This is a genomic window from Streptomyces sp. NPDC059875, from assembly GCF_042731085.1.
Taxonomy (GTDB): Bacteria; Actinomycetota; Actinomycetes; order Streptomycetales; family Streptomycetaceae; genus Streptomyces.
This window is the reverse complement of the sequence record NZ_JBHWJZ010000028.1, coordinates 80,568-101,293: the sequence shown is the minus strand read 5'-3', so window position 1 is coordinate 101,293 and position 20,726 is coordinate 80,568. Positions and strand designations below refer to the sequence as shown.

Sequence of the window (20,726 nt, the reverse complement as noted above, 5' to 3'; positions counted from 1 at the left end):
GGGGGGAACCGGCAGCCCGATGCGCATCTCCTTTCTGCTCCACAACGCCTACCACATCGGCGGAACCATCCGGACGACGTTCACCCTGGCCCAGGTCCTCGCCGAGCGGCACGAAGTGGAGATCGTCTCGGTCTTCCGCCACCGAGACGAGCCGATCCTCGGGCTTCCCGCCGGTGTGACCCTGCGTCACCTCGTGGACCTGCGGAAGGACAGCCCCGGCTACGACGGCGTGCACCCCGATTTCTCCCGGCCCGCGAAGGTCTTCCCGCGCGGCGACGGCCGGTGGAAGCAGTACAGCGCGCTCACCGACGCCCGTATCGGCGAGCACCTGGCGGGCGTCGAGGCCGACGTGCTGGTCTCCACCCGCCCCGGACTGAACGTCCACCTCGCCAAGCAGGCGCGGCGCGGCCCGGTCCTGGTCGGCCAGGAGCATCTGGTCCTGGCCGGTCACACCTTCCGGCTCCGCCGCGAGATCCGTCACCAGTACGCGCTCCTGGACGCCGTCACGACGGTCACCGAGGCCGACGCCCGTTCCTACGAGGCGTTCGCCCTGCCGGGCGTACGGATCGACGCGGTGCCCAACAGCGTGCCCGCGCCGAGCGTGCCGCCCGCCGACCCCGCGGCGAAGATCGTCGTCGCGGCGGGCAGGCTCACCCGGGTCAAGCGGTACGACGTGCTGATCGACGCCTTCGCCGAGGTGGCCGCGGCCCGGTCGGACTGGAAGCTGCGGATCTACGGCACCGGGGACGCGGTCGACGACATGAAGGCGGCGCTCGCCCGGCGCATCAAGGACCGCGGCCTCGAGGAGAACGTCTTCCTCATGGGCTGGGCCAACCCGATGGAGCCGGAGTGGGCGAAGGGCTCGATCGCCGCCGTCACCTCGCTGCGCGAGTCCTTCGGCATGACCGTCGTCGAGGCGATGCGGTGCGGCCTCCCGGTCGTCTCCACCGACTGCCACGGCCCCCGCGAGATCATCGAGGACGGGGTCGACGGCCGCCTGGTGCCGGTCGACGACGTGGCCGCGATCGCCCGGGCCCTGCTCGACCTCATCGAGGACGACGAACTGCGCGCCAAGACCGCGCGCGCCGCGCTGGAGTCGTCCGAGCGCTTCGACCCTGCGCGCATCGCCGCCCGCCACGAGGAGATCTGGACCTCCCTCGTCGCCCACGGCGCGAGCCGCCGCACCCACGGCGGCGTCGGCGAGGTCGTCCACCGCGCCGTCGGCGCCGCGATCGACACCGTCTACGACCTGAAGCGCCGCGTCGGCATCCTCGTCCGCCGCTTCCGCTGAGCGGAGCGCGGGGGCGCCGGTTCGTCAGCGCCGCGGTGCCGGGGGTCCGGCAGTTGAGGACCGTGGTTGTCCTCGACTGCTGGCAGACTCGGGAGCATGTTGGAGACCTCCGCACGACTGCTGCGTCTGCTCTCGCTGCTGCAGGCCCACCGGGAGTGGTCCGGGGCCGATCTTGCCGAGCGGCTCGGGGTCACTCCGCGGACCGTGCGCCGGGACGTCGATCGGCTGCGTGAGCTCGGTTATCCGGTCAACGGCAGTCCCGGTACCGGTGGTGGGTACCAGCTCGGCGCCGGGGCCGAGTTGCCGCCGCTGCTGCTCGACGACGAGGAGGCCGTCGCCGTCGCCGTCGGGCTGCGCACGGCCGCCGGCCAGGGCATCGAGGGCATCGGCGAGACCTCCGTACGCGCCCTGGCCAAGCTGGAGCAGGTGCTCCCGAGCCGACTGCGGCGCCGGGTGAGCACGCTCAACGCGTACACCGTGCCGATGTTCCGGGCCCCGCAGGCGCAGATCGACCCCGCCGTCCTGACCGAGCTCGCGAACGCCTGCCGGGACAGCGAGCGGCTCCGCTTCGAGTACCGCGACCACGAGGGCACCGCCACCCGCCGCTCGGTCGAGCCGCACCGCCTCGTGTGCACCGAACGCCGCTGGTACCTGGTCGCCTGGGACCTCGACCGCGCCGACTGGCGGACGTTCCGGGTCGACCGGATCGACCCGAAGCCGCCGCACGGCCCCCGCTTCCCGCCCCGCGAGCCGCCCGCCGAGGACCTGGCCGCCTATGTATCGGAGGGCGTCTCGACGGCGGCCTACGCCGCGGAGGCGACGATCCGGCTGCATGTCCCGCTCGCCGAGGCCGCCCAAATCATCGGGCCCATGGGCGGAGTCCTGGAGCCGGACGGGGACGACTCCTGTCTGCTGCGCGCGGGCGCGGGGAGCCTCGAGTACCTCGTGGTCCACGTGATGATGCTGGGCCTCGAGTTCGAGGTCGTCGCGCCGCGCGAACTGGACGACTGGATCCGTACGGTCAGGGACCGGCTTTCTCGCGCCCTGGATCGCTCGGCGCGCTGAGCTGCTCGAGCCGGTCCCGCTCGAAGGTCGCGAACTCCGGGTGGTGCAGATCGAACGCCGGCGACTCGGAGCGGATCCGCGGCACGGCGTCGAAGTTGTGCCGGGGCGGCGGGCACGACGTCGCCCACTCCAGCGAGCGCCCGAACCCCCACGGGTCGTCCACCTCGACCTTCGCCCCGTAACGGGCCGTCAGCCAGACGTTGTACAGGAACGGCAGTGTGGACGCGCCGAGCAGGAACGCGCCGATCGAGGAGACCGTGTTCAGCGCCGTGAAGCCGTCCGCGGCCAGATAGTCGGAGTACCGCCGTGGCATGCCCTCGGCGCCGAGCCAGTGCTGAACCAGGAACGTCATGTGGAAGCCGACGAAGAGCGTCCAGAAGTGGACCTTTCCCAGGCGCTCGTCGAGCAGCTTGCCGGTGAACTTGGGCCACCAGAAGTAGAAGCCCGCGAACATCGCGAACACGACCGTGCCGAACACCGTGTAGTGGAAGTGGGCCACGACGAAGTACGAGTCCGTGACGTGGAAGTCCATCGGCGGCGAGGCGAGGATGATGCCGGTCAGCCCGCCGAACAGGAACGACACCAGGAAGCCGACCGACCACAGCATCGGGGTCTCGAAGGACAGCGAGCCCTTGAGCATCGTGCCCGCCCAGTTGAAGAACTTCACGCCGGTTGGTACGGCGATGAGGAAGGACAGCAGGGAGAAGAAGGGCAGCAGCACCGCACCCGTGGCGAACATGTGGTGCGCCCACACCACCATCGAGAGCCCGGTGATCGCCATGGTGGCGGCGATCAGGGTCACGTAACCGAAGATCGGCTTGCGGGCGAAGACCGGGATGATCTCGCTGATGATGCCGAAGAACGGCAGGGCGATGATGTAGACCTCGGGGTGCCCGAAGAACCAGAAGAGGTGCTGCCACAGCAGCGCCCCGCCGTTCTCGGGCTGGAAGACCACGGATCCGAAGCGCCGGTCCGCCTCCAGGACGAGCAGCGCCGCGGCGAGTACGGGGAAGGCCATCAGCACCAGGATCGTGGTGAAGAGGATGTTCCAGGTGAAGATCGGCATCCGGAACATGGTCATGCCCGGCGCCCGCATCCCGATGATCGTCGCCAGGAAGTTCACCGAGGTCAGGATCGTGCCGAAGCCGGAGAGCGCGAGCCCCATGATCCACAGGTCGGCGCCGATGCCGGGCATGCGCTCCAGGCTGTTCAGCGGGGCGTAGGCGGTCCAGCCGAAGGCGGGCGGCCCGCTCGGCACGGCGAGGGACGCGAGCACCATCAGACCGCCGAAGAGGAACAGCCAGTACGAGAACATGTTCAGCCGCGGGAAGGCGACGTCAGGGGCGCCGATCTGGAGCGGCACCAGCTCGTTGGCGAAGCCGGCGAAGGTCGGCGTCGCGAAGAGCAGCAGCATGATCGTGCCGTGCAGGGTGAACGCCTGGTTGAACTGCTGGTTGTCGATCAGCTGGAGCCCGGGACGGGCCAGCTCGGCCCGCATCAGCATCGCCATGAGACCGGCGGCCAGGAAGAAGACGAACGAAGTGACCAGGTAGAGGTGCCCGATCTTCTTGTGGTCGGTGGTGGTGAGCCAGTCGATCAGGACCCGCCCATGCCGTTCCCGAGGTGATTCGACGGCCGCGTCCGCGGTGTCGGTGCCCATCGATGCCTCCGGTGCTCCGATCGTCCGGACATGATGCGCGCCCTTGGTGCGGGACCCCGGGAGGCGTGCCGATGGCGCTGCTCCGCTCGTCCGAACGTGTGCGCATCGTGCGGGGAAATCGTGAATACCGGGCGGCCGTCCCGCACCCTCTCAATTCCCTTGGGAGGCGGGTGGGAAGGAATTCCGAAGGGCCTTGTACGAACGATGCGAGGGGGCCTGCAATTGCCGGAGATTCGGCCGGAAAGCGCCCTGTCGGGTGACGGTGGTCGTGTCAAACATATGTCGAGAAGCTGTGACACAAGCGTGACCGGTAAGGGACTAACGTGAGTTGCATGACATCGAAGCAGACCTCTCCCGTACCGCCGGACGACTATGTGGGGTTGGCCCGGGAGCGGGCCGAAGAGCTCGCCCGGGACCACGGCTGGAGCGTGGTGCGGTCCCTGCCGCCGGGCTCGATCATCACCATGGAGTACCTGGAGGGGCGCATCAACTTCGAGGTGACGGAGGGCACCGTCACCCGCTGCTGGCTGGGCTAGGGCCTGTCCGGCGGCGCCCGTACGAGGAAGGGCCCCGGCGTGGAGCCGGGGCCCTTCCTCATGCGGTCGTGACGGGGTCAGCCGCCGGTGAGCGGCCGTGAGTGCGGCGGGCGGCGGCTGCCGGTCGGCGTGACCGGAGTCCGCTCGGAGCGCACGACGTGGGCGGAGTGGCCGGCGTGCGCCCGGGGGGCGGTGAGCGGCGGGGCCAGCCGGCCGTCGCCGCGCACCGCGGTCCGCCCGCTCCTGGCGCCGACGGTCTCCCGGACCGGCTCCTCGGTCCCCGCCGGACGCGGCGGGAACATCGCGGGACGTGGGCCACCGGTCGCGACGGGCAGCGAGGGAACCAGCCGACGGCGGGCCCGCAGCTGCTCGCGCAGACGGTCGCGCAGGCTCAGGAGCAGCGCCTCCGCCCGGGCGATCGGCCGCTCGCACCACGGCAGGGCCAGCAGGATGAGGAGACCCGCCGCCCAGCCGAGCAGTACGTCGCTCAGCCAGTGCGTACCGATGTAGACGGTGGTGAGACCGACGCCGAGCGCGACCACGGCCGAGAGGGCCGACAGATAGCGCCGGGCCCGCGGGGTGGTCGCCAGATAGGCCAGGATGCCCCAGGTCACGACCGCGTTGGCGGTGTGTCCGGACGGAAATATATCGCCGCCCGCGAAGAGCTCGGCGGAGCCGATCTGCGTCGCGTAGTGGGGACCGAGACGACCGAGTCCGAGCTTGACCGCGCCGACCGTCACGTTCAGCAGGAGCAGTGCGGCGCCGAGCGACAGCAGCGGCCGCAGCGTGTGCTGGCGCCAGGAGCGCCAGCCCAGCCAGGCCGCCACCATCACGGCGGTGGGACCGCGCTGGCCGAGGACGACGTAGTAGTCGAGGAAGCCGTGGATCTCCGGCCACTGCTGGTACGGCCGGAAGAGCATGATCTTCCAGTCGAGGGTCACCAGCCAGGTCGACAGGAGCACGGCCACGACGATGGCGAGATAGAACGCCAGCGTCCCGCCGAAGAGGGCGAGACGCGTGCGGGTCATCCCCGGGACCTCTATCTTCGGCGGTTCCGGCTCCCGGTCCAGCCGGGCAAAGATGTCGGTTCGCACCCAATCGACGTTACAGGGAGTGAGTAGCGACCTTGGTCGATCCGGTGTCTTCGTGATGACGATGTGATGTGGAGTAGGTCTCAAACCGGTGTTTATTCCTGGCGTACGTCTGAGAATCCGATGACCTTCTGCCCTATTGCCGCCGGGTGAGTTTCCGGAAGTCTGTTTGTACGCCACGGAAATACTTCAAACGCTTGTGCGTGTGGAATTCCATGCGACGCGCGGCGCGGGTGGAGTGGCGTACGCCACACCGCGCGGCCCGGCAGGGTGAGAGCTGCACCACGCGCTCGGGCCCTGAACTCGCGTACGCTGACGGCTCACTCGCCCGTCGATGCCGGGCCGCCCCGAGGCCCCGCGCCCCGGCCGGTGCCCACCGAGCGCGAGGGATCCATTGGGAGGTACGTACATGCAGCGGACGATCACGGCCGGAGCACGGCTCCGCGCCGCCGGCGGCGGTGCCAACCGCTGGGTCGTCCTCGTCGTCCTCTGCGTCAGCCTGCTGCTGGTCGCGCTGGACGCGACCGTGCTCCATGTCGCCGTCCCCTCTCTCACCGAGGATCTGCGCCCCAGCTCCACCGCGCTGCTGTGGATCGTCGACGCCTATCCGCTGATCTGCGCCTCGCTGCTGATCCTCTTCGGCACGCTCGGTGACCGGGTCGGGCGGCGGCGGGTGCTGCTGCTCGGTTACGGGCTGTTCGGCATCGCCTCCGCGGTCGCCGCCCTCGCCACCGCCCCCGAGGTCCTGATCGCGGCCCGCGCCCTGCTCGGCGTCGGCGGCGCGATGATCATGCCGGCCACCCTCTCGATCCTCCGGGCGGTCTTCCCCGACCGGCGCGAGCGGGCCACCGCCATCGGCATCTGGACCGCGGTCGCCGCTGTCGGCGCGGCCACCGGACCCGTGCTCGGCGGCTTCCTCGTCGAGCACTACTGGTGGGGCTCGGTCTTCCTGATCAACATCCCGCTGATGGCGCTGATCCTGCCGATCGGCCGCTGGCTGCTCCCCGAGTCCAAGGGGCGGACCGACGGCCCCTGGGACGTGCTCGGCGCGCTGATGGCCGCGGCCGGTGTGCTCGGCATGGTCCTCGGGGTGAAGCGGATCGGCGCGGGGGAGAACCTCCTCGCGTACCCGACCGCCGGACCCCTGCTCATCGGGGCCGCGCTGCTGATCCTCTTCGTACGCAGGCAGAAGCGGCGGGCCCACCCGCTGATCGACATGCGGCTCTTCTCCCGGGCCGCGTTCACCACGTCCGTCGGCTGCATCGTGCTCGCCATGCTGGCCCTGGTCGGCCTGGAGCTCATCGCCGTCCAGTACCTTCAGCTGGTCCTCGGGCTCAGCCCGCTGGAGACCGGGCTCCGACTGCTCCCGCTCACCTTCGCCGCCATGGCTGCCGGCGCCACCGGCTCGTACACGCTGCGCCGGATCGGCCCGCGCCGGATGGTCGGCTGGGGCTTCGTGCTCACCGCCGCCGCCGTGCTGCTCCTGGTCCTCATGGGCCAGCACGACCGGCCGCTGCTGCTCACCTGCGGCTTCGTCCTGCTCGGCTTCGGACTGCAGACGACGCTCTTCTCCGCCTACGAGTCGATGCTCAGCGAGGCCCCGCCGGAGAGCGCCGGCGGCGCGGCGGCCATCGGCGAGACCTCGTACCAGCTCGGCGCGGGCATGGGCATCGCGCTGCTCGGCAGCGTGATGAACGCGGCGTACGCCCCCGGTCTCGCCGCCGTGCCGGGCGTCCCGGACGTCGCGAGCCGGGCCGCCGCGAACTCGCTGGGGGAGGCGTACCAGGTGGCCGACCAGCTCGGCGGCGCGGCCGGTACGGCGCTGTACCACGCGGCCCGGCACGCCTTCGTGGCCGGACTGCACGTGACGCTGTTCGTCAGCGCGGGGCTGCTGCTCCTCGGCGCGCTGATGGCGCTGCGGCTGCCGCGGGTGATGGAGTGCCCGGTGGATCCGGAGGACCTGGTGGATCCCAAGAGCCTGGTGACCCCGGCTCACGAGGAGGTGCGGGTGCCTGCCACCCGCGAGCCGGTCGAACCCGCCCGCTCCGGACGCACGGCGCGCTGAGGAGCCCCGTCGGCGTCCGTTCCGGTGAACGGCGAGCTTTCCCCCAGCGCTGCCGCTGGGAGGCGCCCCCACCCAGCGCTGCCGCCGGGAGGTGCTCGCGGCTCAGCTCTGGTTGAAGAAACCGTCCTGCGCGCGACCCGCGGACTCCCCGGTGATGATCTGCGTGTCGGCGGGGGTCAGCAGGAAGACCCGCGTCGCCACCCGCTCGATCGAGCCACGCAGACCGAAGGCGAGACCGGCGGCGAAGTCCACCACGCGCTTGGCGTCGGAGGGTTCCATGGCCGTGAGGTTCACGATGACCGGGACGCCGTCCCGGAAGAGCTCGCCGATGCCCCGGGCGTCGCGGAAGCCGTCCGGGGAGACGGTCGCGATCCGGCGGCCCTGCTCCTGCGCCGTGTCGGACGCCACCCGGACCCGAGGGTCCGTCACCCAGGCGTCGCCGCTCTCGGCACCCTCGGCGTACTCGTCGTCGTAGTAACGCTCGTCGTTGTCCTCGACGAGTCCCAGCCAGGCACTGGCCTTGCGCACCGATCCCATGGACGCCTCCTTTCAGCGCGGTCACTTGTGGTTCCGCAATCCCTATCGTCGTCCATGATGCGGATTGCGCGCCAAGTGGATAGTCGGCGCGCGAGGGTTTCGTGACGGTACTGGTGCAGAACGTGAGGGCCATTTTCTGGCGATTCGTCAGGAATCTTGCGGTATGCGGGGCCTGACGGAGGTTCCGCAGGGGGTGTGCAACTTAAAATATGAAAGTCGGGCCAGAAGGGTGACGGCCGGGGCGTACGGGTGAACGGGCGGGCTCGATACGATGCGAGTCGCGGCGCTGCCGCACACGCGCGCGACGCACGGGGGAGTCTCTTGTTCGGAATCGTCAGGCCCTGCACGCACCGGCTCACGGACGGGCTCAAGACCGAGTGGATGGCCCATCTCTGCGGCCTCTGCCTGGCACTTCGGGCCGACCACGGGCAGTTCGCCCGGGTGGTGACCAACTACGACGGCCTCATAGTCTCCGTTCTGACGGAGGCTCAGACAGGGACGGTCGCCGGCGGACGGCGTACCGCGGGCCCCTGCCCGCTGCGCCAGATGAAGACCGCGCCGGTCGCCCAGGGCGAGGGTGCGCGGCTGGCCGCGGCGGTCTCGCTCGTCCTCGCCTCGGCGAAGGTACGGGACCACGTCGCCGACCGGGACGGGCTGTTGGCCCGCAGGCCGGTCGCCGCGGCGGCCCGCCGGGTCGCCAGATCCTGGGACCGGGCGGGCGCGCGGACCGGGCGCGAGCTCGGCTTCGACACGGCGGTCCTGGTGGACGCCGTCGACCGGCAGACCGGGATCGAGGCGCTCGCCGGCCCCGGCACGTCGCTCCTCGCGGTGACCGAGCCGACCGAGACGGCGACGGCGGCGGCCTTCGCCCACACCGCGCTCCTGGCGGGCCGGCCCGGGAACGTGGAGCCGCTGGCCGAGGCGGGCAGGCTCTTCGGGCGGCTCGCGCATCTGCTGGACGCCGTGGAGGACCGCGAGGCCGACGCCGCGGCGGGCGCCTGGAACCCGCTCACGGCGACCGGCACGTCGATGGCGGAGGCCCGCCGGCTCGCGGACGACGCGCTCCACGGGATCCGGCTGGCGCTGCGGGACGCGGAGTTCGTGAACGGTCGACTGGCACACGTGCTGCTGGCGCACGAGCTCCGCACGTCGGTGGACCGCGCGTTCGGCACGACGACCTGTGCGCACGGTTCACCGGGCCCGGCCCAGGGCGGCCCGTACGGGAGCGGGGCCCCCGGGCCGTACGGCTCGAACAATCCGTACGGCGGCGGCAACCCGTACGGAGGCGGGAACGCCTACGGGGGAGGGAACCCCTACGGGGGCGGGGCCGGCGGTCCGGGTGGCCCCGGCGGGCCCGGGGGGCTGCCGCCGCAGTTCGGCGGCGGCGAGCCGCCGAAGCCCAAGCCGCGCTCCTTCCTGGGCGGATGCGCCGCGTTCACCTGGCTGTTCTGCACCTGCCAGATCTGTTGCGCGAAGGAGTACGAGGGCCCGTGGTCCCGGAAGAAGCGCGAGGGCTGCTGCCGGAACTGCGACTGCAACTGCAACTGTGACGGCAATGCCTGTGACTGCTGCTGCCCCTGCGATGGCTGCTGACGATCCGTCGGCACCCGGGACGGCCGGGGGTTCTGCCCCCGCACCCCCGCGGCGCGGCGCCGGTGTGCGATGACGCGGAACGCGTCCGTCGTGATCGTGGGCGCCGGGCCGCGGGGGACCGGCTTCCTCGAGCGGTTCGCCGCCAACCTGCCGGAGCTGTACGGGGACCGGCCCCTGGACGTCCACCTCGTCGACCCGCATCCGGTCGGTGGCGGACGCGTCTGGCGCACCGCGCAGTCGCCGCTGCTCCAGATGAACTCGCGGGCCGGGGACGTCACCATGTTCACCGACGAGACCGTGGACATGGACGGCCCGGTACGGCCGGGGCCCACGCTGGCCGAGTGGGCCGGACTCGACGGCCGTGTCTTTCCCAGCCGTGCCCAGCAGGGCGCCTATCTGCGCTGGGTGTACGAGCGGGCCCGCGCCGAGCTGCCCGCCGCCGTCACCGTCCGCGAGCACCGCACCCGCGCGGTCCGGGTGAGCGGCCCGCGCCACGGCCTCCAGTGGGTCTGGCTGGAAGGCGGCTCCGTGCCGCTCCTCGCCGACCTCGTGGTCCTCACCCTCGGCCATCTCGACGCCGAACCCGACGCCGAACAGCGGGAGTCGACCGACTTCGCGAAGCGCCATGGACTGCTCCACCTCCCGCCCGACTTCACCGAGGACACCGACCTGTCCGTACTGCCCGCCGGTGAACCGCTGCTCGTGCGCGGCTTCGGCCTCGGCTTCGTCGACCTGATGGTGCTGCTCACCGAGGGCCGCGGCGGGCGGTACGAGGAGCGGGGCGACCGGCTGGAGTACGTACCCTCCGGGCGTGAACCGGTGCTGTACGTCGGATCCCGGCGCGGGGTGCCGTACCACGCGAAGATCGGCTACGCGCTGGACGGCGAACGGCCCCCGCTGCCCCGCTTCTTCGGCCCGGAGCAGGCCGACGAGGTGCGGAGGCGACCCGGGCCGCCCGACTTCCGCCGCGACATATGGCCCCTTGTCGACAAAGAGCTCGGCTGGGCCCACTACCACCGGCTCTTCGCCGCCCACCCCGAGCGGACCACGGCCACCTGGAGCGAGTTCGGGGAGGCGTACGCGGCCGCCGCCCCGGGTGGGGCCGCGCTGCGCGCCCTCGTCGTCGCCGCCGTGCCCGACCCCGCCGACCGGTTCGACCTGGACGCCCTCGACCGCCCCCTGGACGGGATGCGCTTCGATTCGTCCGACGCCCTCCAGGCCGCGCTGCGCCGCCACATCGCCGACGACCTGCACCGGCGCCGCGACCCGGCGCACAGCCCGGACCTGGCCGTCCTCGCCGCGCTGCCCTCGGTCTACGAGCAGCTCGACCGGCTCGGCGACACCGGCGACCCGGGCAACCGGTGGCACGGTTTCGTCAGCTTCCTCTCCTCCGGACCGCCCGACACCAGGCTCCGCCAGATGCTCGCGCTCTCCCGCGCGGGCATCGTCCGCTTCCTCGGCGCCGGCACGACGGTGGAGGCCGACGAGGAACGCGGGGTCTTCCGCGCCCACTCCGTCAGCGTGCCGGGGGAGTGGACCGGGGCCCGCGCCCTGGTCGAGGCCCGGCTCCCCGACCCCACCGTGGAGCGCACCGGCAGCCCGCTGCTCCGCGCCCTGTACGAGGACGGTGCCCTGGCCACCGCGGCGGGGCTGCTCGCCGTCGACCCCGCCGACGGGCGGATCCTGGAGCGCGGGGGCCTCCCGCACCCGCGCCGCTTCGCGCTCGGCCCGCACACCACCGCCCGGGTCGACAGCGCCTTCACCCGCCCGCGCAGCGGCGGCGCCGTCTTCCGCCGGAACGACGCGACCGCGCGGGCCGCGCTGGCGCTCCTGCGCGAGCTGCCCCGCCCCGCCCCGCCGACCTCCTGACCGAGCGTCGCGTCCGGGGCTTCCCGAACCCGTATGGAACAGTTGAACACCATGAGCACGGATCCACAGCAGGACTGGCAGCACTGGCACGAGCAGCGCACGGCGGCGGTCTCCTCGTCGTACGGCCCGCTCTCCCTCACTGGCACGTACTGGCTCTCCGACTACCCGGAGGGTCGAATTCCGGCCGTTCCCGGGCGGTGGCTGGACGACGGCGACGAGGTGGTCCTGACAGCGGGCGCCGAGGACGCGATCACCGTCGACGGCGAGCCCCTGATCGGCAGCGTCCGGCTCACGGCGGACCACGCGCCGATCCACGAGTCCCGGGCCGAGTCGGCCGGGCGACGGCTCGTGGTGCTGCGCCGCGAGGGACTGTGGGCGGTACGGGACTTCGACCCGGAGTCGCGGGCGCGCCGCGCTTTCAAGGGCATCGAGGCGACGCCGTACGAGGAGCGCTGGGTGGTGCCCGGCACCTTCCGGGCCTACGAGCGGTCCCGCAGCGTCCGGGTGGAGAACGCGGACGGGAAGGAGCGCGGACTCGGTCTCGCCGGTGAGCTCTCCTTCGAACTGCACGGCGCGGAGCACACCCTCCAGGTCGCGGTCGAGGACGACGGCACCCTGTGGGCGGTCTTCGCGGACGCCACCAGCGGCCGGGACAGCTACCGGTTCCGCTTCCTGCGCCCCGCCGCCCCGGCGGAGGACGGCTCGGTGACGGTCGACCTCAACCGCGCGCTGCTGCCGCCGTGCGCCTTCGTGGACCACTTCATCTGTCCGTTCCCACCGCCGGGGAACACCCTCGACACCGCGGTCCCGGCCGGGGAGCGGCGGCTCGTCGAGGGCTGACCGGGTCTTCCTGCCGCAGGACGGGGTGCGAGGGGCGTCGGTGGCCGCGCGGCCGCGGACGCCTCTTCGGTATGCGCTCTTGTGCGTGCGGCCGGGTGGGGCCACTATCTCAGCCGGTGCATGTCAGGGACACGCCATCCTGACGGCGCCTCACGGGCCCGCATCCACGGGCCCCTCCGCTTTTCCCATGAGGAGAGTCAGTGAGACCAGTGAGGATCAAGCGCACCCGACTGTTCGCCGTCGCCGCGGGCCTGGCGGCCGCCACCGCCCTCGCCCTGCCCGGCGCCCACGCGGCCCCCGTCCCCGGGCCCGCCGGCGCCGCCCAGCTCGCCCGCGCCGACGCCGCCGTCCTCAAGGCCGACATCGGCGGCACCGCCTGGTACGTCGACCGGGCCTCCGGCCGGGTCGTCGTCACCGCGGACTCCACCGTCTCCGACGCCGAGATCGCCACGATCCGCCGGACGGCGGGCGCCGACGCGGCGGCCCTCGAGGTCGAGCGCACCCCCGGCGTGTTCACGCCGCTGCTCGGAGCCGGAGACGCCATCTACGGCAGCGGCTACCGCTGTTCGCTCGGCTTCAACGTGCGCAGTGGCAGCACGTACTACTTCCTCACCGCCGGCCACTGCGGCAACGTGGTCAAGACCTGGTACGCCAACTCGGCCCAGTCCACGCTGATCGGCGCCACCACCGGGTCCAGCTTCCCCGGCAACGACTACGCGCTGGTCCGCTACGACAACGCCTCGCTCGCCCACCCCGGCGGCTTCACCGCCGCCGACGCCTACGTCGGCGAGGCCGTCAAGCGCTCCGGCTCCACCACCGGCACCCGCAGCGGCACCGTCACCGGCCTGAACGCCACGGTCCACTACTCCGGCGGCGGCACCGTGCGCGGCATGATCCAGACCAACGTCTGCGCCGAGCCCGGCGACTCCGGTGGTGCGCTCTACGACGGCACCAAGGCCCTCGGTCTCACCTCCGGCGGCAGCGGCAACTGCTCCACCGGCGGCACGACCTTCTACCAGCCGGTGCCCGAGGCCCTCGCCAAGTACCGCGTCAGCCTCTATTGAGCCCTCCGCAAACCCCTTGTGCCGCCCGGTAGTTGAGCGTCGTACGGCCGAAAGGCGCTCTTGCGGCGCCGGGCCGGGCGGCCCGAGACTCCCCCACAGCGCCGGCCTCGGGCCGCGCCTCACGGGTCCGGCACCCCACTGCGGACCCCCGATTCCCCTCTGGAGGAACGAAAAGTGAGGATCAAGCGCACCACCCCCACGAGAACCGTCCGTCTGCTCGCCGTCGCCACCGGCCTCGCCGCCGCGGCGGCGGTCGCGGTCCCCGCCGCGAGCGCCGACACGGCGCAGACCTTCGGCGCGACGCAGCTCGCCGCCGCGGGCGACGCCGTGCTGGCCGCCGATGTGGCCGGAACCGCCTGGCACGTCGACCAGGCCACCAACACCCTGGTCGTGACCGCCGACTCCACCGTGTCGCAGGCGGAGATAGCCAAGATCAAGCGCCAGGCGGGAGCCAACGCCGGCGCGATACGCGTCGAGCGCACCCCCGGGAAGTTCAACAAGCTGATCTCCGGCGGCGACGCGATCTACGCCACCAGCTGGCGCTGCTCCCTCGGCTTCAACGTCCGTGACAGCGCGGGCAACTACTACTTCCTGACCGCCGGGCACTGCACCGACGGCGCGGGCACCTGGTACTCCAACTCCGGCCGGACCACCGTGCTCGGCTCCACCTCGGGATCCAGCTTCCCGACCAACGACTACGGCATCGTCCGGTACACCAACAGCTCCGTCACCAAGTCCGGCACGGTCGGCAGCGTCGACATCACCAGCGCCGCCAACGCCACCGTCGGCATGTCGGTGACGCGTCGCGGCTCCACCACCGGCACCCACAGCGGCTCCGTGACCGGCCTCAACGCCACGGTCAACTACGGCGGCGGCGACATCGTGTACGGCATGATCCGCACCAACGTCTGCGCCGAGCCCGGCGACTCCGGCGGCCCGCTCTACTCGGGCAGCCGCGCGATCGGCCTCACCTCCGGCGGCAGCGGCAACTGCTCCTCGGGCGGTACGACCTTCTTCCAGCCGGTCACCGAGGCGCTGAGCGCGTACGGGGTCAGCGTGTACTAGGCGGGTACGGGCCGGAGGCGGCGCCTCCGTAGCACCCATGACGCCATGTGAACGTCGGGTCCCCCGGCCGCGCGACGGCCGGGGGACCCACTCAGGTCTCGCCGACTTCCTCGGCGATCGGCTCCGGCTCCGGGTTGCGCTTCAGCGAGGACATCACCAGCGTGATCACGCTGCCGACGACCGCCCAGGCGGAGAGCACCAGCAGCGAGCCGGTGACGTCGTTCCCCTTGAAGTACGCGATCGAGCGCGCCACCCAGGTGCCCGCGCCCGGGGGCAGGGCGGGGCCGATCGCGTTCCAGAACGGTGGCAGCATCGGCAGCGGGAAGGCGCCGCCGGCGCTCGGGTTGCCCGCGACCACGATCAGCAGGATCGCCAGGCCGATGCCGACGATGCCGAAGAGCGACTGCAGGGCCAGTGTCGCCGCGCCGACCGCGAAGACGACGAGGGCGCCCAGGCCCCACAGGGCCGCGACGCTGCCCGGCAGGGCGCCGAGGATCGGGCCGACGATGATCGCGCCGCCGAGGCCGCCGAGGATCGCGTAGAGGGCGAGCACCCCGAGCCGGATGATCGCGCGCTCGCGGTTGGCGGGCCGCGCGCCGGAGCTGATGGCGAGGATCGCGGCGCAGATGTAGCCGCCGACGCACCAGCCGACGACGAGGTAGAACGCCGAGAGGCCGTCGAAGTCCTGGGGCGAGGCCGGCGCCACGTCGACGGTCCTGATGGTGCGCTGGTTGGCGCCCTCGATCCTGGTGAAGAGCGTGTCCAGGGCGGAGGAGAGGACGGTCCCGCCGCCGGAGGCGACGAGCAGGGTGTCGGTGGTCCCGGCCGGGTTCACCACCAGAGCGCCGTCGATGTCCCGGTTCATGATCTGCTGCCTGGCCTCGGCCTGGTCCGTGACCGCCCGTGGGTCGAGCGGTTCGCCGGGGAGTCTCTCCAGTTGCCCGACGAGCTGGGCGGAGACCTGCGGCGGAGCGACCACCCCGAAGGGCACGTCCCTCGGCTTCGGGTTGTGCAGCGCCCCGACGTACGAGGTGATGAACAGCAGCTGGAGGGCGAACACGCCGATGACGAGCAGGGCGGCTCGCGGGGTGACGGCACTCTTCAGTTCGGCGGCGAGACTCATGCCCCCACGCTCCGGGGCGGGGGGTGTTTGCGCAGGTGGGATGGGGCCGAACGGATGATGCGCGCGGCGTATCGTACGCACGTTCGAAATGAGCTAGGGTGGGTGGGAGGGGGTGGGAACGTACGTACGAATCTATGCGGAGGTGCACATGCCGGGGTTCGCGCATCTGCACACCGCATCGGGCTTCTCCCTGCGCTACGGCGCCTCGCACCCCGAGCGGCTGGCACACCGCGCCGCCGAGCGGGGCATGGACGCCCTCGCCCTCACGGACCGGGACACGGTCGCGGGCGTGGTCCGCTTCGCGAAGGCCTGCACCGAGGCGGGGGTACGCCCCCTGTTCGGTGTGGACCTCGCGATCGCGGCTCCACCGCCGGCGGAGCGCGGGCGGGCCGGCGGTGTGCGCGTGCACGCCGTGAACGGGTTCGGCGCGGGGGCCGACGGCGACGGGTCCACCTCCGGGGCGGGGTCCGTTTCCGGAGCGGGGTCCTTTTCCGGACCGGGTGCCGGGCCGGCCGTGCCCGGCGGTGGCGGCGGGTCCGCGCGAGGCTCCGGCCCGGCCGGGTGGCCTGCGCGGGAGGTCGGGACCTCCGCGCGGCGCGTGCCCGTCCGGGGCGGGGCCTTCGTCGACGAGTCCGCACCCCGCGTCGTCTTCCTCGCCCGCTCCGCGACCGGCTGGGCCGCGCTCTGCCGGATGATCAGCGCTGCCCACGCGGAGGGCGGGACCGCCGGGCCCGTGCTGCCCTGGGACGCCAACCACGGCGACGACCTGACCGTGCTCCTCGGCCCCGCGTCCGACATCGGCCAGGCCCTCGCCGCCGGCCGTCCCGACCGGGCCGCCCGTCTCCTCGTCCCCTGGCGCGAGCGGTACGGCGACGCCCTGCGCCTGGAGGCCGTCCACCACGGACGCTCCGGCCCCGGCCCCGGCTCGCTCCGGCTCGCCGCCCGTACCGTCGGCTTCGCCGCCGAGCAGGGCGTCCGCCCGGTCCTCAGCAACGCCGTCCGCTACGCGGACCCCGGCCAGGGCCCGGTCGCCGACGTCCTCGACTCCGCCCGCCGTCTCGTCCCCATCGACCCCCGCAAGGAGCTCGACAGCGGCGAGGCCTGGCTCAAGGACGCCGGCGACATGCTGGCCACCGCCGAGCGGATCGTCGAGGCGGCCGGCTTCCGCCGGGACACCGCGCACCGGCTGCTCGACCGGACCCTGGCGGCCGCCGCCGACTGTGTGGTCGACCCCCAGGACGACCTCGGCATGGGCTCCGCCCACTTCCCCGAGCCGTACCTCGTCGGCGCCGGACACCGCACCGCCCAGCGCGTGCTGGCCTCCCGGGCCGCCGCCGGCATGGTGCTGCGCGGGTACGACCGCCGTCCCGACCGCCGCACGTACTGGGACCGGATGCACCGCGAGCTCGACATCATCGCCCACCACGGCTTCGCCACCTACTTCCTGACGGTCGCTCAGGTCGTCGACGACGTGAAGGACATGGGGATCAGGGTCGCCGCACGCGGCTCCGGCGCAGGCTCCCTCGTCAACCACCTCCTCGGCATCGCGCACGCCGACCCGGTCGAGCACGGGCTGCTCATGGAGCGCTTCCTCTCCAAGAACCGCACCGCGCTCCCCGACATCGACATCGACGTGGAGTCCGCCCGCCGTCTGGAGGTCTACCGCGCGATCATGGACCGCTTCGGCACCGAGCGGGTCGCCACCGTCGCCATGCCCGAGACCTACCGGGTCCGCCACGCGGTACGCGACGTGGGCGCCGCCCTGTCCATGGACCCGGCCGAGATCGACCGGATCGCCAAGGCGTTCCCGCACATCCGGGCCCGGGACGCGCTCGCCGCCCTCGACGAACTGCCCGAGCTGCGGGAGCTCGCGGGCGAGCGGGGGAGGTACGGCAGGCTCTGGGAGCTGGTCGAAGCCCTCGACGCGCTGCCGCGCGGGATCGCCATGCATCCGTGCGGGGTGCTGCTCTCGGACGCCTCGCTGCTCACCCGTACCCCCGTCATGCCCACCAGCGGCGAGGGGTTCCCCATGGCCCAGTTCGACAAGGAGGACGTGGAGGACCTCGGGCTGCTCAAGCTCGACGTCCTCGGAGTGCGGATGCAGTCCGCGATGGCCCATGCCGTCGCGGAGGTGGAGCGGGTCACCGGCGCGCGGCCGGACATCGACGCGCTCCCGTCCAACGATCCCGCGACGTACCGGCTCATCCAGTCCACCGAGACCCTCGGCTGCTTCCAGATCGAGTCGCCGGGCCAGCGCGACCTGGTCGGCCGGCTCCAGCCCAGCACCTTCCACGACCTCGTCGTCGACATCTCGCTCTTCCGGCCGGGACCGGTCGCCGCCGACATGGTCCGCCCGTTCATCGAGGCCCGCCACGGCCGGGCCCCCGTCCGCTATCCGCACCCGGACCTGGAGGGGGCGCTGAAGGAGACGTACGGAGTCGTCGTCTTCCACGAGCAGATCATCGAGATCGTGCGGATCATGACCGGCTGCGGCCGGGGCGAGGCCGACCAGGTCCGACGCGGGCTCTCGCACCCCGAGTCGCAGGGCCGGATCAAGGTCTGGTTCGCCCAGCGGGCGGAGCGGCGCGGGTACGACTACGAGGTCATCGCCCGCACCTGGGAGATCGTGGAGGCCTTCGGCTCGTACGGCTTCTGCAAGGCGCACGCGGTCGCCTTCGCCGTCCCCACCTACCAGTCGGCCTGGCTCAAGGCGCACCACCCGGCGGCCTTCTACGCCGGGCTGCTCACCCACGACCCGGGGATGTACCCGAAGCGGCTGCTGCTCGCGGACGCGCGGCGGCGCGGGGTGCCGGTGCTGCCGCTGGACGTGAACCGGTCCGCGGCCGCTCATCGAATCGAACTGGTGTCCGGTCCGCCGGAGCGGTGGGGGCTGCGGCTCGCCCTCGCCGACGTCCACGGCATCAGCGAGGCGGAGAGTGCGCGGATCGAGGCCGGCCAGCCGTACGCCTCGCTGCTCGACTTCTGGGAGCGGGCCCGCCCGCGCAAGCCGGTCGCCGAACGGCTGGCACAGGTCGGCGCGTTGGACGCCTTCGGCGCCAACCGCCGTGACCTGCTCCTGCACGTGACCGAGCTCCACCGCACCCAGCGCGGAGCCGCCTCCTACGGTGGTCAACTCCCGCTCGCCCAGGGCCGGAAGACCGCCCCCATCGGTCTGCCCGACCTCGACGAGTCGGAGCGGCTCAGCGCCGAGCTGGGTGTTCTCGGCATGGACGCCTCGCGCCACCTCATGGGCGACCACCACGCCTTCCTGCGCGAACTCGGCGTGGTCTCCGCCAAGCGGCTGCGCGAGGCCCCGCACGGGCAGACCGTGCTGGTCGCGGGAGCCAAGGCGGCCACCCAGACCCCGCCGATCCGCTCCGGCAAGCGGGTCATCTTCACCACGCTCGACGACGGTACGGGCCTGGTCGACCTCGCCTTCTTCGACGACTCCCACGAGGCCTGCGCCCACACCGTCTTCCACTCCTGGCTGCTGCTCGTCCGGGGTGTGGTGCAGAGGCGCGGACCGCGCAGCCTCAGCGTGGTCGGGGCCGCCGCCTGGAACCTCGCCGAGCTGGTCGAACTGCGCGCCACCGGCGGCCTGGAAGCGGTGGGGGAGCGCCTCGCGGAGCCGGTGGGGGTGCCGGCGGAGGAGCGGGCCGGGGAGTCGGTCGGGGAGCGGGGCGCGGAGCCGGTCGCGGCCTCCGGGAACGGCGACAGCGGCCGCCGGATCACGATGGAGACCGGATACGAGATGCACCCCTGGGCGGACCTGAAGCCGGCCGGCGAGGGCGCGGCGACGCCGTCCAGGAAGCTGTGGCACCAGAGTCCGGGGAGCGCGGGATGATCCTCTGTGTACGGTTCCGACTGGAACCCATGCGGGAGGCGCTCCTCCCGCAACTGGTCGCCCTGCTCGGCGAGTTCACCCCGGTCGTCGAGGCCTCCCCGCCCGACACCCTGCTCGCCGACGTGCGCGGCGCGCTGCGCTACTTCGGCTGGAGCCCGGTCGAACTGGCCTCGGTGGTACGGGTCAGGGCGCTCGCCCTGTACGGCGTCGACTGCGTCATCGGGGCGGGCCCGAACCCGATGCTGGCCCGGATGGCGGCCCGCGACGCCCGCCCCGGTGCCACCCTGGCCGTCGAGGACCCGGCCGGCTTCCTGCGGGACCGTCCGGTCGGCGCGCTCGACGGGGTCGGCCGCGCCACCGCCCGTACCCTCTGCTCGTACGGACTCGACTCCATCGGCCGGGTCGCGGACGCGCCGCTCGCCGTGCTCCAGCGGCTCGTCGGCGCGAAGGTCGGCCGCGAACTGGCGGAGCGGGCCCGGGGGATCGACCGCACCGCCGTCGTTCCGAACGCGCTCTCCCGCTCGATGGCAGCCGAACGGGCCTTCGCCCAGGACGAGTTGAACCACTCGACGCATCGCAGGGCGCTGCTCGCGCTCGCCGAGGAGCTGGGCGCCCGGATGCGTACGGAGAAGCAGGTGTGCCGTTCCCTGACGGTGACCGTGCGGTACGCGGACCGGTCCACCACCACCCGTACCCGTACGCTGCCCGAGCCGACCGCCCACTCGGCGGCGCTCACCGCTCTCGCGTACACCATCCATGGCTCGTTCGGGTTGCAGCGGGCCCGGGTGCGGGGGATCGCGCTGCGCGCGGAGGGGCTCGCGCCCGCGGAGGGGGCCGCGCATCAGCTGACCTTCGATCCGGCGGACGAGAAGGCCCGGCGGATCGAGGCGGTGGCGGACCGGGCGCGGGCGAAGTTCGGTCCGAGGGCGATCGTGCCGGGCTCGCTGGCGGCCTGACCCTCGTCCCGTACTCCGTGCGGCGTACTCCTTATTGACGAGAAGTCACTTTTTACCGACGCGTAACTTCCCAGTCGAGGCTACCCGTGCGTAGCTTGGCCTGAAGCAGAGCATCCCCACTTGTGGT

At 72.5% G+C, this 20,726-nt stretch carries 15 protein-coding genes; 11 read left to right on the top strand and 4 right to left on the bottom strand.

What is annotated here, in order from left to right:
* The first annotated feature begins 19 nt into the window (after nt 1-19).
* On the top strand, nt 20-1,291 hold the full coding sequence (locus ACFV9D_RS29340; protein WP_385152636.1) for a glycosyltransferase family 4 protein: 1,272 nt from the start codon (nt 20-22) through the stop codon (nt 1,289-1,291).
* A 96-nt stretch (nt 1,292-1,387) separates the two neighbouring features.
* Nucleotides 1,388-2,356 (top strand): helix-turn-helix transcriptional regulator, encoded by a 969-nt coding sequence (locus ACFV9D_RS29335; protein WP_385152633.1) that lies wholly within the window; start codon nt 1,388-1,390, stop codon nt 2,354-2,356.
* Here the strand turns inward: ACFV9D_RS29335 and ctaD are convergent.
* A complete protein-coding gene (gene ctaD, locus ACFV9D_RS29330) occupies nt 2,313-4,016 on the bottom strand; it encodes a cytochrome c oxidase subunit I (protein WP_385152630.1) in 1,704 nt (567 codons plus the stop codon). The genes ACFV9D_RS29335 and ctaD overlap by 44 nt on opposite strands.
* Before the next feature lie 332 nt (nt 4,017-4,348).
* Here ctaD and ACFV9D_RS29325 point away from each other — a divergent pair, with 332 nt between their 5' ends.
* On the top strand, nt 4,349-4,552 hold the full coding sequence (locus tag ACFV9D_RS29325) for a proteinase inhibitor I78 (protein ID WP_385152627.1): 204 nt from the start codon (nt 4,349-4,351) through the stop codon (nt 4,550-4,552).
* 77 nt (nt 4,553-4,629) lie between these two features.
* Here the strand turns inward: ACFV9D_RS29325 and ACFV9D_RS29320 are convergent, their stop codons facing one another.
* Nucleotides 4,630-5,646: a phosphatase PAP2 family protein gene (locus tag ACFV9D_RS29320; RefSeq protein ID WP_385152624.1), complete on the bottom strand. Its 1,017-nt coding sequence runs from the start codon at nt 5,644-5,646 to the stop codon at nt 4,630-4,632.
* 406 nt (nt 5,647-6,052) lie between these two features.
* Between ACFV9D_RS29320 and ACFV9D_RS29315 the strand changes: the two genes are divergently transcribed.
* Nucleotides 6,053-7,708, top strand: coding sequence for an MFS transporter (locus tag ACFV9D_RS29315; RefSeq protein ID WP_385152621.1), 1,656 nt, complete (start codon nt 6,053-6,055; stop codon nt 7,706-7,708).
* Nucleotides 7,709-7,810: 102 nt separating this feature from the next.
* Here the strand turns inward: ACFV9D_RS29315 and ACFV9D_RS29310 are convergent, their stop codons facing one another.
* Nucleotides 7,811-8,245, bottom strand: coding sequence for a cell division protein SepF (locus ACFV9D_RS29310; protein WP_385152618.1), 435 nt, complete (start codon nt 8,243-8,245; stop codon nt 7,811-7,813).
* A gap of 321 nt (nt 8,246-8,566) precedes the next feature.
* On the opposite strand from ACFV9D_RS29310, the gene ACFV9D_RS29305 reads away from it, so the two are divergent.
* The 5 genes from ACFV9D_RS29305 to ACFV9D_RS29285 all read left to right on the top strand — a co-directional run bounded on the left by ACFV9D_RS29305 (nt 8,567) and on the right by ACFV9D_RS29285 (nt 14,676).
* A complete protein-coding gene (locus tag ACFV9D_RS29305; RefSeq protein ID WP_385152615.1) occupies nt 8,567-9,838 on the top strand; it encodes a DUF5685 family protein in 1,272 nt (423 codons plus the stop codon).
* A 69-nt stretch (nt 9,839-9,907) separates the two neighbouring features.
* A complete protein-coding gene (locus ACFV9D_RS29300; RefSeq protein ID WP_385152613.1) occupies nt 9,908-11,707 on the top strand; it encodes an FAD/NAD(P)-binding protein in 1,800 nt (599 codons plus the stop codon).
* Nucleotides 11,708-11,758: 51 nt separating this feature from the next.
* Nucleotides 11,759-12,547 (top strand): DUF1684 domain-containing protein, encoded by a 789-nt coding sequence (locus ACFV9D_RS29295; protein ID WP_385152610.1) that lies wholly within the window; start codon nt 11,759-11,761, stop codon nt 12,545-12,547.
* A 209-nt stretch (nt 12,548-12,756) separates the two neighbouring features.
* Nucleotides 12,757-13,611: a S1 family peptidase gene (locus tag ACFV9D_RS29290; protein WP_385152674.1), complete on the top strand. Its 855-nt coding sequence runs from the start codon at nt 12,757-12,759 to the stop codon at nt 13,609-13,611.
* A 174-nt stretch (nt 13,612-13,785) separates the two neighbouring features.
* Nucleotides 13,786-14,676 (top strand): S1 family peptidase, encoded by an 891-nt coding sequence (locus ACFV9D_RS29285; protein ID WP_385152607.1) that lies wholly within the window; start codon nt 13,786-13,788, stop codon nt 14,674-14,676.
* A 91-nt stretch (nt 14,677-14,767) separates the two neighbouring features.
* On the opposite strand, the gene ACFV9D_RS29280 is transcribed toward ACFV9D_RS29285, so the two are convergent.
* Nucleotides 14,768-15,799 (bottom strand): DUF3533 domain-containing protein, encoded by a 1,032-nt coding sequence (locus ACFV9D_RS29280; protein ID WP_385152605.1) that lies wholly within the window; start codon nt 15,797-15,799, stop codon nt 14,768-14,770.
* A 148-nt stretch (nt 15,800-15,947) separates the two neighbouring features.
* Here ACFV9D_RS29280 and ACFV9D_RS29275 point away from each other — a divergent pair, with 148 nt between their 5' ends.
* Nucleotides 15,948-19,643 (top strand): DNA polymerase III subunit alpha, encoded by a 3,696-nt coding sequence (locus tag ACFV9D_RS29275; protein ID WP_385152602.1) that lies wholly within the window; start codon nt 15,948-15,950, stop codon nt 19,641-19,643.
* A complete protein-coding gene (locus tag ACFV9D_RS29270; protein ID WP_385152599.1) occupies nt 19,640-20,599 on the top strand; it encodes a hypothetical protein in 960 nt (319 codons plus the stop codon). The genes ACFV9D_RS29275 and ACFV9D_RS29270 overlap by 4 nt, the downstream gene beginning before the upstream one ends.
* Nucleotides 20,600-20,726 lie beyond the last annotated feature (127 nt).